Origin of the sequence: Virgisporangium ochraceum (assembly GCF_016863655.1) — a bacterium.
Taxonomy (GTDB): Bacteria; Actinomycetota; Actinomycetes; order Mycobacteriales; family Micromonosporaceae; genus Virgisporangium; species Virgisporangium ochraceum.
In genome coordinates this window covers 99,607-113,875 of the sequence record NZ_BOPH01000043.1, presented here as the reverse complement: position 1 = coordinate 113,875, position 14,269 = coordinate 99,607, and the positions used below count along the sequence as shown (strand labels likewise).

At 72.6% G+C, this 14,269-nt stretch carries 15 protein-coding genes; 10 read left to right on the top strand and 5 right to left on the bottom strand.

The genetic code is table 11. The features are described 5' to 3' along the window. Positions 1–69: 69 nt before the first annotated feature. The 3 genes from Voc01_RS17545 to Voc01_RS17535 form a co-directional block, all read right to left on the bottom strand. On the bottom strand, positions 70–666 hold the full coding sequence (locus Voc01_RS17545; protein ID WP_203928513.1) for a TetR/AcrR family transcriptional regulator: 597 nt from the start codon (positions 664–666) through the stop codon (positions 70–72). Between the two features lie 129 nt (positions 667–795). Further along, a complete protein-coding gene (locus Voc01_RS17540; protein ID WP_203928512.1) occupies positions 796–1,533 on the bottom strand; it encodes an ABC transporter permease in 738 nt (245 codons plus the stop codon). Next, complete coding sequence (locus Voc01_RS17535; RefSeq protein ID WP_203928511.1) at positions 1,533–2,258, bottom strand: ABC transporter ATP-binding protein; 726 nt, start codon at positions 2,256–2,258, stop codon at positions 1,533–1,535. Before Voc01_RS17535 ends, Voc01_RS17540 begins: the two co-directional genes overlap by 1 nt. A 124-nt stretch (positions 2,259–2,382) precedes the next feature. Between Voc01_RS17535 and Voc01_RS17530 the strand changes: the two genes are divergently transcribed. The 6 genes from Voc01_RS17530 (at position 2,383) to Voc01_RS17505 (ending at position 7,037) form a co-directional block, all read left to right on the top strand. Further along, positions 2,383–2,772 (top strand): MerR family transcriptional regulator, encoded by a 390-nt coding sequence (locus Voc01_RS17530; protein WP_239160269.1) that lies wholly within the window; start codon positions 2,383–2,385, stop codon positions 2,770–2,772. 64 nt (positions 2,773–2,836) lie between these two features. Then, complete coding sequence (locus tag Voc01_RS17525; protein WP_203928509.1) at positions 2,837–3,853, top strand: aldo/keto reductase; 1,017 nt, start codon at positions 2,837–2,839, stop codon at positions 3,851–3,853. Positions 3,854–3,906: 53 nt separating this feature from the next. Further along, complete coding sequence (hisI, locus tag Voc01_RS17520; RefSeq protein ID WP_203928508.1) at positions 3,907–4,239, top strand: phosphoribosyl-AMP cyclohydrolase; 333 nt, start codon at positions 3,907–3,909, stop codon at positions 4,237–4,239. Further along, positions 4,236–5,768, top strand: a complete 1,533-nt coding sequence (locus tag Voc01_RS17515; protein ID WP_203928507.1) for an anthranilate synthase component I — start codon at positions 4,236–4,238, stop codon at positions 5,766–5,768. The genes hisI and Voc01_RS17515 overlap by 4 nt, the downstream gene beginning before the upstream one ends. 10 nt (positions 5,769–5,778) lie before the next feature. After that, positions 5,779–6,276 carry a Trp biosynthesis-associated membrane protein gene (locus Voc01_RS17510; RefSeq protein ID WP_203928506.1) on the top strand — a complete coding sequence of 166 codons (498 nt, stop codon included), beginning with the start codon at positions 5,779–5,781 and terminating at the stop codon, positions 6,274–6,276. Then, a complete protein-coding gene (locus Voc01_RS17505; RefSeq protein ID WP_203928505.1) occupies positions 6,273–7,037 on the top strand; it encodes a class I SAM-dependent methyltransferase in 765 nt (254 codons plus the stop codon). Before Voc01_RS17510 ends, Voc01_RS17505 begins: the two co-directional genes overlap by 4 nt. Here the strand turns inward: Voc01_RS17505 and Voc01_RS17500 are convergent. Continuing rightward, positions 7,012–9,753 carry an AfsR/SARP family transcriptional regulator gene (locus Voc01_RS17500; protein WP_203928504.1) on the bottom strand — a complete coding sequence of 914 codons (2,742 nt, stop codon included), beginning with the start codon at positions 9,751–9,753 and terminating at the stop codon, positions 7,012–7,014. The genes Voc01_RS17505 and Voc01_RS17500 overlap by 26 nt on opposite strands. A 161-nt stretch (positions 9,754–9,914) precedes the next feature. Here Voc01_RS17500 and Voc01_RS17495 point away from each other — a divergent pair, with 161 nt between their 5' ends. From Voc01_RS17495 to trpA, 4 genes are all read left to right on the top strand, one after another. Beyond that, positions 9,915–10,781, top strand: coding sequence for a hypothetical protein (locus Voc01_RS17495; RefSeq protein ID WP_203928503.1), 867 nt, complete (start codon positions 9,915–9,917; stop codon positions 10,779–10,781). 137 nt (positions 10,782–10,918) lie between these two features. Then, positions 10,919–11,827 (top strand): indole-3-glycerol phosphate synthase TrpC, encoded by a 909-nt coding sequence (gene trpC, locus Voc01_RS17490; protein WP_203928502.1) that lies wholly within the window; start codon positions 10,919–10,921, stop codon positions 11,825–11,827. Then, positions 11,824–13,038, top strand: a complete 1,215-nt coding sequence (gene trpB, locus Voc01_RS17485) for a tryptophan synthase subunit beta (protein WP_203928501.1) — start codon at positions 11,824–11,826, stop codon at positions 13,036–13,038. The genes trpC and trpB overlap by 4 nt, the downstream gene beginning before the upstream one ends. Then, on the top strand, positions 13,035–13,799 hold the full coding sequence (gene trpA, locus Voc01_RS17480) for a tryptophan synthase subunit alpha (RefSeq protein ID WP_203928500.1): 765 nt from the start codon (positions 13,035–13,037) through the stop codon (positions 13,797–13,799). The genes trpB and trpA overlap by 4 nt, the downstream gene beginning before the upstream one ends. Here trpA and Voc01_RS17475 read toward each other — a convergent pair. Then, positions 13,789–14,256 carry an NUDIX hydrolase gene (locus Voc01_RS17475; RefSeq protein WP_203928499.1) on the bottom strand — a complete coding sequence of 156 codons (468 nt, stop codon included), beginning with the start codon at positions 14,254–14,256 and terminating at the stop codon, positions 13,789–13,791. The genes trpA and Voc01_RS17475 overlap by 11 nt on opposite strands. Positions 14,257–14,269: the final 13 nt, after the last annotated feature.

Sequence of the window (14,269 nt, the reverse complement as noted above, 5' to 3'; positions counted from 1 at the left end):
TGCCCCAGCCGTGCCACTCGACACGGCAGCGGAATTGTCACATTTCCGTACAGCCTCGGAGACCGCGCGTCAGAACGTCTTGAGGGGTTGCTCCAGGTAGCGCTGGATCGTGGGTGCGACGGCGGCCACCACGACGTCCGGGTCGGCGCTGGCCAGGGGTTCCAGCTTGATCACGTAGCGCATCATCGCCAGTCCGATCATCTGGCTGGCCACCAGGCTGCCGCGGGTGGGTACCTCGGCCGGGTCGACCGTGACGTTGTCGAGGACACGCCGGATCACCTGGGTGGTCAGGAACTCGCGGAGCAGGCGGGCGGCCAGGTCGCTGCGGGTCGCGCTGCGCACCAGCGCCACGCCGACGGAGTTCAGCGGCCCGTCCCAGACCGTGAGGAACATGCGGACCAGCCGCTCGCCCAGCCCGTCGATGCCGCCGGCCGCCACCTGGGGCAGGAGCTTCGCCGGGTCGATGGGAAAGTCCATCGCGGCGACGAACAGCTGGTCCTTGGTCCCGAAGTAGTGGTGCACCAGGGCGGGGTCGACCCCGGCGGCGCCGGCGATGTGCCTGATCGAGGCGCCGTCGAAGCCCTTCTCCGCGAAGGCGGTGCGGGCGGCCGCCAGGATCGCCTCGCGGGTGTCCTGGCGGCCGGGTCGCCGTCCGGTGCGGGCCAACGGGGTTCCTCCTCGGTCGGTGGTGCGCCGGCGCCGCGGGGGCGGCGCCGGCCGGGTCGTGCACCGGCGCGGACGGGCGCGCCGGGTGGTGCGCCGGTGCGGACGGGCCGCGCCGGGTGGTGCCCGCCGTCAGGTGGTGCGGCGGCGCAGGGTGGCCGCGCCGGCCAGGAGGGCGACCACCACGCATCCGACGATGATGGTCAGGTCCCTCCACATCGTGCCGGTCGGGTCCGGGTGCGCGCCCACCTCCGTCAAGGCTTCCACGGCGTACGTCATCGGTAGCACGTCGCTGATCGCCTGGAGCCAGCCAGCCATCTGCTCGCGGGCGGTGAACAGGCCGCAGAGCAGCACCTGGGGCAGGATGACCGCGGGCATGAACTGCACGGCCTGGAACTCCGAGTTCGCGAACGCGCTGAAGAACAGCCCCAACGCGACCCCGAGTACGGCGTTGGCGATCGCCAGCACCACCACCAGCCACTGGTCGCCGAGCGTGTCGAGACCGAGCAACGTGTAGGACAGCAGCGAGACGATCGCCGCCTGCACGGCCGCCGCCACGGCGAACGCCAGGCCGTAGCCGAAGAGGATGTCGGCCTTGGCGATGGGGGTCGTGAGCAGACGCTCCAGGGTGCCGCTGGTGCGTTCGCGCAGCATCGCCACGCTGGTGAGCAGGAACATGATGACCATCGGGAACACGCCGAGCATGGTCAGCCCGATCCGGTCGAAGACCAGCGGCTGGTCCTCGAACAGGTACTTGAGCAGCGTGAGCAGCACGCTCGGCACCACGATGATCATGGCGATGGTGCGCCGGTCGTGCCGGAGCTGCCGCAGGATGCGGCCGGTCGTGGCCAGGGTGAGCCGGGGTGACATCACGCGACCTTCTGTTCTTCGCGGGCGAGCACGAGGCGCAGGAACGCCTCGTCGAGGTCGTCGGTGCCGGCGGCGGTCCGCACGGCGGCCGGGGTGTCGTCGGCGATCAGGTCACCGGCGCGGATCAGGAGGAGACGGTCGCAGCGGCCGGCCTCGTCCATGACGTGGCTCGACACGATGATCGTGGTGCCGGCGGCGGCGAGACCGCGGAACTGGTCCCACAGTTCGTTGCGCAGCACGGGGTCCTGCCCGACGGTCGGTTCGTCGAGCACCAGCAGGTCGGGGTGGCTCACCATGGCGCACGCCAGCGACGCACGGGCCCGCTGGCCGCCGGAGAGCGTGCCGACGAGCTGACCCGCGGCGGAGGCGAGCCCCACGTCGGAGACCGAGCGGTCGGCTTCGCCGGAGGAGACGCCGAACAGGCTCGCGAAGTAGCGGGCGTTCTCCCGCACGGTGAGGTCGGCGTAGACGCTGGGCGCCTGGGTCAGGTACCCGATGCGGCGCCGCAGCGGTGGCGAGCCGGCGGGCTCACCGAACACCCGCACCTCGCCCGAGCGGATCTTCTGGACACCCACGATGCTGCGCAGCAGCGTGGTCTTGCCGCTGCCGCTCGGGCCGAGCAGGCCGGTGACCGACCCGGCCTCGATGGCGCAGGTCAGACCGTTCAGGACCCGGTTGGCCCCACGGTGGACGACGAGGTCGCGCACCTCGACGGCGGAGTTCATGGCCGAACCTCCAGCACAGTTCAACGAGTGTTGAATTCAACGGTAGATGAAATCGCCATCCCGGGCAAGATGCCTTCGAGTGGTGCTTGACTTAGAGCGCACTCGAAGTAGGAGGCTTGAGGGCGTGAGCGTTGGAACGGCACGTGCGTACACCGTCAGCGAGGTCTCGTCGCAGACCGGCCTCTCGGCACACACCCTGCGCTGGTACGAGCAGGTCGGTCTGCTCGACCCCGTGCACCGCGACGCCGCCGGCCGCCGTCGGTACAGCGACGACGACCTCGGGCGGTTGAGCTTCCTGCTCAAGCTCCGGTCCACCGGCATGCCGGTGCGCGACATGATCCGCTTCGTCGAGCTCAGCCGGCTCGACAACGACGCGGGCGTCGCGGAGAAGCTGCAGATCCTGGTCGACCACCGGGAGCGCGTCCTGACCCAGATCAACGCGTTGCAGGAGGACCTGAAGGTCATCGAGTTCAAGATCGACATCTACTCCGGAATCGCGGGAATCGCAACGTGATCGCCGGAGCGAAGCGCAGGCGGTCAGGTTGCGCTCTTATGTGGGATTTGGGAGGAACAGCTTCATGAAGCAGCGCACACTCGGAACGAACGGTCCGTCGATCGGTGCTGTCGGGCTGGGCTGCATGTCCTTCAGCGACGTGTACGGGGTCGCCGACGACGACGAGTCGGTCGCGACCGTCCACCGGGCCCTCGACCTCGGGATGAACCACCTCGACACCTCGGACATGTACGGCGCCGGGCACAGCGAGGAGGTCGTCGGGCGGGCCATCAAGGGCCGCCGCGACGACGTGTTCCTGGCCACCAAGTTCCTCACCCGGTACGGGCCGAACGCGAACCGGTCCAACTGGATGACGCCCGAGTCGGGCCGCTACCAGGACACCTCGCCCGAGTGGGTGCCGCAGGCCTGCGACGCGTCGCTGAAGAGGCTCGGCATCGACGTCATCGACCTGTACTACATGCACCGCAAGCTGCCCCAGGTGGAGATCGAGGACACCGTCGGCGCGATGTCGGCGCTGGTCGCGGCCGGCAAGGTGCGCTACCTCGGCCTGTCGGAGGTGTCGCCGGAGACGCTGCGCCGTGCCCACGCCGTGCACCCGATCGCCGCCGTGCAGGTGGAGTACTCGCTGTTCAGCCGCGACCCGGAGGACGAACTCCTCGACACCTGCCGCGACCTCGGCGTCGCCCTGGTGGCCTACTCGCCCTACGGCCGCGGCATCCTCACCGGCACGGTGAGCCGCGACACCCTCCGCGACGCAGGCGACTTCCGGTCGGTGGCCGCGCCGCGCTACACGGAGGAGAACATCGACCAGAACCTCAAGCTGGTCGAGGCCGTGAAGGCCGTGGCGGCCGAGGCCGGCTGCTCGCCGGCGCAGGTCGCCCTCGCCTGGGTGCTCGCGCAGGGGGACGACATCCTGCCGATCCCCGGCACCCGGCGGGCGAAGTACGTCGAGGAGAACGCCGCGGCGACCGAGGTCAGGCTGACCGCCCAGCAGATCGCCACCCTGCTCGACGCGATCCCGCGCGACGCGGTCGCCGGCGAGCGCTACGGCGAGGCGGGGATGAAGGCGGTCAACCTGTAGCTCCGGAGCGCGCCCGCGGAGGCGGGCGCCATCGGTGCTGTCACAATGGGCCGGTGTTGTCTGACGAGGTCGCCGGCCGGCTGAAGCGCAACCGGGACGGGCTGGTTCCGGCCATCGTCCAGGAGAACGGCACCGGCGAGGTGCTCATGTTGGCCTGGATGAACGACGAGGCGCTGCACCGCACGCTCACCACCGGACGGGCCACGTACTGGTCGCGCAGCCGGGGCGAGCTGTGGGTCAAGGGCGAGACGTCGGGGCACCACCAGCACGTGAAGTCGGTCAAGGTCGACTGTGACGGCGACACCCTGCTGCTCACGGTCGACCAGACCGGCGCCGCCTGCCACACGGGCGAGCACACGTGCTTCTTCACGGAGCTCACGGCATGACCACCGGTGGGGTCACGCCCGACGAGGCGACGTTCAGGGAGCTGGCCCGGCAGCGTCGGGTCGTGCCGGTGGTGCGGCGGCTGCTGGCCGACGCCGAGACGCCCGTCGGCGTCTACCGGAAGCTGGCCGGCGGGCCCGGCACGTTCCTGCTGGAGTCGGCCGAGCAGGGCAGCGGCGCCGGCAAGGCGGGCGCGGTCTGGTCGCGGTACTCGTTCGTCGGGGTGCGCAGCGCGGCCACGCTCACCGAGCGCGACGGCCGCACCGAGTGGCTCGGCGATCCGCCGCAGGGGCTCGGCACGAGCAGCGATCCGGCCGAGGCGCTGAAGGACACCGTCGCGGCGCTCACCGGTCCCGATCCGGAAGGGCTCGACCTGCCGCCGCTGTCGGGCGGGCTGGTCGGGTTCCTCTCCTACGACTTCGTGCGGCGCATCGAGCGGCTGCCGGAGCTGGCCGAGAACGACCTCGGCCACCCCGAGCTCGGCATGATGCTCGCCACCGACCTCGTGGCGCTCGACCACTACGAGGGCGTCGCGATCCTCATCGCGAACGCGGTCGTCGCGGAGGACGCCACCGACCACGACCTCACCGCGGCGTACCACCAGGCGATCGGTCGGCTCGACGCGATGACCACCGCGATGTCGCGGCCCACGCCGCCGATGGTGTCCACAGTGGACAAGCCGGCCCGGGAGACGCCCACGAGCCGCACCGAGACGGGTGGCTATCCGAAGGCCGTGGAGAAGGCCATCGAAGCGATCCGGGCCGGTGAGTGCTTCCAGATCGTGGTGGCGCAACGGTTCGAGCGGCGCACCACCGCCGACCCGGTCGACGTGTACCGCGTGCTGCGCGCCACCAACCCCAGCCCGTACATGTACCTGCTGCGGTTCGACGGCTTCGACGTCGTCGGCTCCTCGCCCGAGGTCCACGTCAAGGTGACCGGGCGCAAGGCGTTGCTGCACCCGATCGCCGGCACCCGGTGGCGGGGCGCCACCACCGAGGAGGACAACGCGCTCGCGGCCGAGCTGATGGCCGACCCGAAGGAGCGCGCCGAGCATGTGATGCTCGTCGATCTGGCCCGCAACGACCTCGGCCGGGTGTGCGTGCCGGGCACGGTCGAGGTGCCGGAGTTCGCGACCGTCGAGCGGTACAGCCACGTGATGCACATCGTGTCCACTGTGGTCGGTGAGGTCGAGGAGACCCGTACCGCGTACGACGTTCTCGCCGCGACGTTCCCCGCCGGCACGCTGTCGGGTGCGCCGAAGGTGCGGGCGATGGAGATCATCGAGGAGCTGGAACCGACCCGACGCGGCCTGTACGGCGGCGTCGTCGGCTACTTCGGGTTCGGCGGCGACATGGACACCGCGATCGCCATCCGCACCGCGCTCATCCGCGACGGCGTCGCCTACGTGCAGGCCGGCGCCGGCATCGTCGCCGACTCCGACCCGGTCGCCGAGGAGACGGAGTCGCGCAACAAGGCGGCCGCCGTGCTCGGCGCGATCGCGGCCGCGGAGACCCTGAAACCGGCCCGATGAAACCGGCCCGATGAAACGGGAGAAGGGCTACGCCACGGCGTCCGCGGTGGTCGGCGCGGGCGCGGCGGTGCTGGCCGTCTCCCGTGGCTGGTTCGAAGCGACGGGACCGGCGGAGCAGGGCTCTTTCGTCACCGCGGCCGACCAGATCTCCGGCAGCGAACGCTACCCGTGGCTGTGGGCGCTGGCCCTCGTGGCGCTCGCCGGTGGCGGCGCGGTCCTCGCCACGAAGGGCCTCGTGCGCACGATCGTGGGCTGGGTCCTGGTGGTCGCCGGCACCGGTCTGGTGCTCGGTGGCGCGCTGTCGGTGGCGCACGAGGCGGCGCCGTTCTGGCCCATCGTCACGGCGCTGGGTGGGGCCGCGGTGTTCGACGCCGGCTGGTTGACCGTCCACAAGGGACGGTCATGGACCAGCATGGACGCGCGGTACGAGCGGACCGCCACCGAGCCCGCCGACACCCCGAAGGGCATGTGGGACGAGCTCGACCACGGCCGGGACCCCACCGCATGACGAGCGTCTTCGACTTCCCGCGGGCCTACGAGGTGGCGTTCTCCTACCGCGATGTGCCGCACGAGGTCGACGCGCTGCTGAAGTTCCACGGCGGCGGGGTCGCGAGCGCGCTGGAGCTCGCCGCGGGCCCGGGCGACCATGCACTGGACCTCGCCGGCCGTGGGATACGTGCGTCCACTGTGGATCTGAACGCCGCGATGACCGCACGCGCGGCGGAGCGGGCGACCGAACGCGGCCTCGCGCTCTACAGCGCGACCACCGGCGACATGGTGGAGTTCGACCTCGGTGAGCGGTTCGATCTGGTGCTGTGCCTCATCGACTCGCTCGCGCACGTGCTCGACCTGGACGCGCTCGTGGCGCACCTGGTGTGCGTGCGCCGCCACCTCGCGCCCGGCGGCGCCTACGTGGCGGAGACGCTGCATCCGGCCGACGGGTTCGGCGTGGGGAAGCACACCGAGACCGACTGGACGGTGGAGCGCGACGGCGTGTGCTTGCGGGTCCGGTGGGGCCGGCCCGACGAACCGATCGACCCCGTGACCCAGGTGACCGAGACGGTGGTGACGATCGACGTGCGCGCGCCGTGGGGCGAGCAGCGCCTCGAAGAGACGATGGCGCAACGGTTCTGGACCCGCGACGAGCTGCGCGCGGCGGCCCGCCTGGCGGGTCTCGAGGTGACGGCGCAGTACGGCGACTTCGACGGCGGTGCCCTCGACGCCGAGGGCGCCTGGCGGATGATCAGCGTGCTGCGGCCGGTGCCGTAGCGTCCGGAGCGCCGAGCCGGCACAGCAGATCCGTGGAGCGGCACCACATGTGGCGCGCGTCGGCGTCGAAACCGGCCGCGGACAACAGGTCGCCGAGCGCCGCGAGCGACTCCGCCTGCTGCGCCGGATGCCCGAGCCGGCCGAACGCGTCGATGGCGCGCTGGTAGTGCGCGCGGGCCCGGTCGACGTCACCGAGCCGGCCGTGGACGAAGCCGAGGCTGTCGTGGGTGTTGGCGACGTTGATGCGGTCGTCGATCCGGGTCGCCAGGGCCAGCGCCCGCGTGCAGTACCGCAGCCCGTCGCCGTGCCGGCCGAGCTTGGACAGGAACCAGCCGACGGCGTTGAGCATCGTCGCGATGCCGTGCTCGTGACCCGCCGACCCGTACAGGTCCAGCGCCAGCCGCGCGTGCCGCAGCGCCGGCCCGAACCGCCCCTGACGCGCCGAGACCCGCGCCAGACCGCGGTGCGCGAGCGCCTGCCCGCACCGGTGGCCGAGGCGGTCGAACAGGCCCAGCGCGCGGCGCAGGCGCCGGTCGGCCGTCGGGTAGTCGCCCAGCCAGATGTCGGCCAGCGCGAGGTTGCGCCACGCGTACGCCTCGCCGGTCGGGTCGTCCATCCGTCGCGCCGCCCGGACCGCCGCGCGCTGCGCGTGCGCCAACTCCTCCCAGTGGCCGTTCTGGGACAGGAAATGCACGAGGACGGCCGCAAGCTGCCATACGTGACCGTCGAACCCGGTCGCCTCGGCGTGGTCGACCGCCGCCATCAGGACCGGCCGTTCGGCGCGGAACCACAGCAGCGCCCGCTCGTGGTCCGCGATGCGCTCGGGAGTCACACCGGCCGCCGCGGGCGGCGGCGGAGGCCGGTCGTCGAACGGCGCGACGAGCGTGGCCGCCGCCGCGCCGGTGTGCACGTAGTGGTCGAGGAGGCGCCGGGTCGCCGCGTCGCGGCCGTGCGGCGGCTCGTCGCGCGCGGTGACCTCGACGGCGTACAACCGCACCAGGTCGTGCATGCTGAACCGGCCGGGCGCCGGCTCGTCGAGGAGGTGGGCGGCCACCAGGTCGCGCAGCAGCGGCCGGACCCGCTCGACCGCGACGGCCGCGCGGCTCGCGACCGCCGCCGGGCCCACGTCCGGGCCGGGCGTCGAACCCACCGCCCGGAAGACGCGGGCGACCGGGCCGGGCAGGGCGCGGTAGGAGCAGTCGAGCACGCTGCGCAGGTCGGCACACCGGTCACCGGCGGCCAGCGCGTCGAGCCGGGTGCCGTCGTGCATCAGCTCACCGGCGAGCACGTCCAGCGACACCCCGGCGCGCACGGTGGCGCGCGCGGCCATGATGCCGAGCGCGAGCGGGAGGCCGCCGCAGCGGTCGACCAGGCTCGCCAGCGCGTCCGTCCGGCCGGCCACCGCGGCCGGGCCGACGAGCGCGGTGAACAGGGCGCGGCTCTCCGCCCCGTCGAGGACGCCGAGCCGCAGCGACCGGGCGCCGTGCCCGGAGACCAGGCCGGGCAGCTCCCGCCGGCTCGTGACGATCACGGCGCCGCGGCCGTGGCCGGGCAGCAGCGGCACCACCTGCGCGCTGTCGCGCGCGTTGTCGAGGACCACGAGCGTCCGCCGGTCGGCGAGCAGGCTGCGGTACAGGCCGGTCATCGCCTCCGGAACGGCCGGGACCGCCGACGGGTCGACGCCGAGCGCGTCGAGCAGGACCCGCACCACGGTGGCCGGCTGCAGCGGCTCGCTGACCGGGTCGAACCCGCGAAGGTCGATGTAGAGCTGGCCGTCGGGGAACCGGTCGAGGTTGTCGTGGCTCCACCTCAGGGCCAGCCACGTCTTGCCGGCGCCGCCCAGCCCGGTGATCGCGACCGTCTGTCCGGCGGCCATCGCGCTGTCGAGCGCGGCGAGGTCGCGGGAGCGCCCGGTGAACGACGCGGGCCGGGCCGGCAGCTGCCGCGGCAGCACGGTCGCGGTCCTCGGAGGCGACGGCGTCAGCGCCGGGTCGTCGTTGATGATCCGGCCGTACAGCTCCGTGAGGGACCGGGACGGCGCCGCGCCGAGGTCGTCCGCGAGGAGCCGCCTCAGCCGGTGGAAGACGTCCATCGCGTCGGATGACCGGCCGCACCGGTGCAGGGCGAGCATCAGCTGGCCCTGGAGGCGTTCGTCGAACGGGTGGGCGGTGGCGGCCGCGGTCAGGTCGGCCAGGACGGCCGCGGCGTGTCCGCGGTCGAGCATGATCTGGTACAGGTCGGTCCGGGCCGCCAGCCGCTGGCTCTCCAGCACGTGCCGCCAGGTGTTGACCCACGCCGAGTCGAGGGTGGCGAACGCGTCGCCGCGCCACAGCGCCAGCGCGCGCCGGTACAGGTCGACGGCCGGCTCACCGGTGCCGGCCCGCCGGGCGCGGTCGACGAGGTCACCGAAGCGGTGCATGTCGACGGCCTGCGGGTCGACGGTCAGCAGGTAGCCACCGGGACGCCGGAGCACCTGCGCGCCGCCGGCGCCGAGCACGGTGCGCAACCGGGACAGGTAGCCGTAGAGGGTGCCCCGCGCCCGCTGCGGCGGATCGTCGCCCCACACCCGCTCGATCAGGTCGCCGACCGGCACCGGCCGGCCGGCGTCGACGGCGAGCGCCGCGAGGACGGCCCGCTGGCGCGTGTGGCCCGCTTCGGCGGGGTGCCCGTCGATGCGCACCTCGATGTCGCCGAGCAGGCCGAGGTCGACGGTCACACGGCCACAGTGGCATCCACTCTCTGTCACCTACCTGACGCTCCCCGGTGAGCTGGGCATTCAAGGTTCGGTGCAGGGCGGCGCAACGACCGGTGTCGACGCTGGTCGGCAGCACGGTCCCGGACCGCCGGGACCACCCTCGACGAAGGGAGGGCAGCCACGTGCTGTCTGCCATCGGACGGCCCGCCGCGTGGGCGCTCGCGGCCACGACCGCCGCCGCCGGCCTGCTCGCGTTCACGGCGACCCCCGCGGCCGCGTCCGTCTCCGGCTACTACCAGCAGTCGGCCACCACCGTCAGCAACTCGGTGGCCAAGACCGCGCGGGCGGAGTGCGACAACGGATGGGAGCTGATGGACGCCGGCGCCGCCACCACCGGTGCCTCCGGCGACGTGGTCCTGGACGACGTGTTCGCGGACCAGAGCCTCGACTACGCCACCGCCACCGGCATGGAGCTCGGCGGCACCGCGACGAACTGGAGCGTGACCTCACACATCACCTGCGCGCTGCCGTCGCCCGGGCAGGAGTGGGTCTGGGAGGAGAGCGCCTACGACACGCTTCCGTACAAGTCGGTGCGGGCGGAGTGTCCGGGCACGAAGACCGTGCTCGGCAACGGCTACACGATCCGGGGCGGTGGCGGCGACGTGCACGTCTACGCGGCCGAGCCCGACGGCGGGGCGACGACGGCCGCGACCGAGGTGACCGTGAGCGCCGCCAACGCCGCCGGCACCGCGCGGAACTGGTCGGTGAACGCGTTCCTCATCTGCGCCGACCCGCTGCCGGGCCAGCGGGTGGTGGCGGTGACCAGCGCGTCGAACACCGGTAGCAAGGGCGTGCTGGCGTCGTGCGGGCTGATCGGCACGGTCCTCGCCACGGGCAGCACCGTCGCGGTCGACGGTCCGGTGGGCGAGATCGTGGTGAAGGACGACTACGTCTCGACCGAGTACACCGGCTGGTCGTACGCGACGAACGCCACCGGCACCGCGACCCCGTGGACGATCACGACGTACGCGTTCTGCGTGGACGCCTGAGCGACCTTGCGCGGACGCCTGAGCATCGCGGCACCGCCGCGATGCCGTCAGGCAGCGCATTATGCCTTACCACTGGTGAGGCGGCTTTGTGCACCCCGGACGCCCCTACTTTCGGCAGGGCACCTAGCATCGCTCGCATGACACCCGAAGAGGGGAGTCCGCGGATCCCGAACGAGGCGGAGGCGGCTGGCGGCCTGAGCCGGGCGCAGGGCGAAGCTTCGCGGGCGGGCCTCGCGGGTACGGTCCTCGACGACATCCTGGTCGGAGTGCGCGAGGACGTGTCGGCCCGGCAGGCCGAGGTCCCGCTCGAGCGCATCAAGGAGCTCGCGGCGGCGGCACCACCGCCACGCGACGCCTACGCCCTGCTCCGCGCGCCGGGCGTCGGGGTCATCGCCGAGATCAAGCGCTCCTCACCGTCGAAGGGCCGGTTGGCCGACATTCCCGACCCGGCGGCACTCGCGCGCGAGTACGCCGACGGGGGCGCGCGCTGCATCAGCGTCCTCACCGAGGGGCGCCGGTTCGGCGGCAGCCTCGACGACTTCTCGATCGTGCGGGCGGCGGTCGACGTGCCGTTGCTGCGCAAGGACTTCGTGGTCTCCAGCTACCAGGTGCACGAGGCCCGCGCGTACGGCGCCGACCTGGTGCTGCTGATCGTGGCGGCACTCGACGACAACACCCTGTCCGGTCTGCTCGACCGCATCGAGAGCCTCGGCATGTGCGCGCTCGTCGAGGTGCACGACGAGGAGGAGGCCGACCGGGCGCTCCGCGCCGGCGCACGCGTCATCGGCGTGAACGCCCGCGACCTCCGCACGCTCGAGGTCGACCGGGCGGCGTTCGAGCGGGTCGCGCCCGGGCTGCCGTCGAAGGTCGTGAAGATCGCCGAGTCGGGCGTGCGGGGTCCGCACGACCTGATCCGCTACGCGTCGGCCGGTGCCGACGCCGTGCTCGTCGGCGAGGGCCTGGTCACGCAGAAGAGCCCGCGTGACGCGGTGGCCGAGCTGGTCACGGCCGGCAGCCACCCGGCGACGCCGAGGCCGGTGCGATGACGGCGTCCGTCGCGGGCCTGGTTCCCGACGCCTTCGGGCATTTCGGCAAGTTCGGCGGGCGGTTCGTGCCGGAGGCGTTGATCGCGGCGCTCGACCAGCTCGACGCCGCGTACCGGCACGCGATGGCCGACGAGGCGTTCCAGGTGGAGTTCGGCCAGCTTCTCCGCGACTACGCCGGTACGCCGTCGATGCTCTACCACGCGTCGCGTCTGTCGGAGCGCGCCGGCGCCCGCGTGCTGCTCAAGCGCGAGGACCTCAACCACACCGGCGCGCACAAGATCCGCAACGTGCTCGGCCAGGCGCTGCTCGCCAAGCGGATGGGCAAGCCGCGGGTGATCGCCGAGACCGGCGCCGGCCAGCACGGTGTCGCCTCGGCCACCGCGTGCGCGCTGCTCGACCTCGAGTGCGTCGTGTACATGGGCGAGGAGGACACCCGCCGGCAGGCGATGAACGTCGAGCGCATGAAGCTCCTCGGTGCCACGGTGGTTCCGGTCTCGACCGGCTCGAAGACGCTCAAGGACGCGATCAACGAGGCGCTGCGCGACTGGGTCACCAACGTCGACACCACGCACTACCTGCTCGGCACCGCCGCCGGTCCGCACCCGTTCCCGGCGATGGTGCGTGACTTCGTGCGCGGCATCGGCGTCGAGGCCCGCCAGCAGACGCTGGACCGGTACGGCGTGCTCCCCGACGCGGTCGCCGCGTGCGTGGGCGGCGGGTCGAACGCCATCGGCGCGTTCCACGCGTTCATCCCCGACGAGTCGGTGAAGCTCTACGGCTTCGAGGCCGGCGGCGACGGGGTCGACACCGGCCGGCACGCGGCCAGCATCACCGGCGGCGCGTCGGGTGTGCTGCACGGCGCGCGCACGTTCCTGCTGCAGGACGAGGACGGCCAGACCGTCGAGTCGCACTCGATCTCGGCCGGCCTGGACTACCCGGCGGTCGGGCCGGAGCACGCGTGGCTGCACGAGGTCGGGCGGGCCATCTACGAGCCGGTCACCGACGCCGAGGCGATGAAGGCGTTCCGCCTGCTGTGTGCCACCGAGGGCATCATTCCGGCGATCGAGAGCGCGCACGCTCTTGCCGGTGCGCTGCGGATCATTCCGTCTCTTTCGGAAGAGCTCGGCCGCGAACCGACGGTGCTCGTCTGCCTGAGCGGCCGTGGAGACAAGGACGTCGAGACCGCCGGCACGTTCTTCGGGGAGCTATGAGCATTTCGGACGCGTTCGCCAAGGGTCGGCCCGCGTTGATCGGTTACCTGCCGGCGGGCTTCCCGTCCGTGGACGGTGCGGTCGAGGCGATCACCGCGATGGTGGCCGAGGGCGTCGACGCCGTCGAGGTGGGTTGGCCCTACTCCGACCCGGTGATGGACGGTCCGGTGATCCAGCGGGCCACCGAGGCGGCGCTGGCCGCCGGGATCCGCTCGGCCGACGTGCTGCGCACCGTCGAGCGGGTGGCCGCCGGGGGCGCGCCGGTGGTCGTGATGACGTACTGGAACCTCGTCGAGCGGTACGGGGTGGCGCGGTTCGCCCGTGACCTCGCCGCCGCGGGCGGTGCGGGTCTCATCACCCCGGACCTGATCCCCGACGAGGCCGGCGAGTGGATCGCCGCCGCCGACGAGCACAAGCTCGACAAGATCTTCCTGGTGTCGCCGTCGTCGACCGACGCGCGGGTGGCCGCCACGGCCGCGGCGTGCCGCGGGTTCGTGTACGCGACGGCGGTCATGGGCGTCACGGGTGCGCGCGACCAGGTGTCGTCGGCCGCGCCTGAGCTGGTCGCCCGCGTGAAGGCGGTCAGCGACACGCCCGTCGCGGTCGGGCTCGGTGTGCGGGACGGCGCGCAGGCGGCAGCGGTCGGCGAGTTCGCCGACGGGGTGATCGTGGGCAGCGCGTTGGTCTCGGCCCTGGCCGAGGGCGGCGTCGATGCCGTCCGCGCTCTGGCCGGCGACCTCGCGGCGGGCCTTACGCGCTGACGGCTTCCGGAATCTCGGGTTCCTTGTCGCGCTCGACCGAGCAGACGACGCCCGAGCGGCCGCTGACGGCGTGCGCCAGCGCGATGCGGGTGGTGGCGGTCAGCGGTTCCGGCAGGTCGTCGGCCGGGTGCCAGCTCAGGCGCGCGATCCGGGGCGAGTTGACCGCCACGTCGGACGCGGCGAGCCGGCCGCGGAACACGTAGGTGAGCACGTCGGGCAGGTCGTCGCCGCAGCCGTCGCCGGTGAGCTGGTACAGCCCGACCAGGTCGACGATCTCGGTTTCGCAGCCGGTCTCCTCGCGGATGTCGCGGATCGCGGCGTGGATGGGGTCCTCGTCTGTGCGGATCTTGCCACCGGGGAGACCCCAGAGCCGGTGACCGTGGCGCTGCTGGCAGAGGAGGACGCGGCCGGCCTCGTCGGTGATCACCGCACCGACGGCCGATGTGAGGGAGTTCATAGGAAAAGAGCCT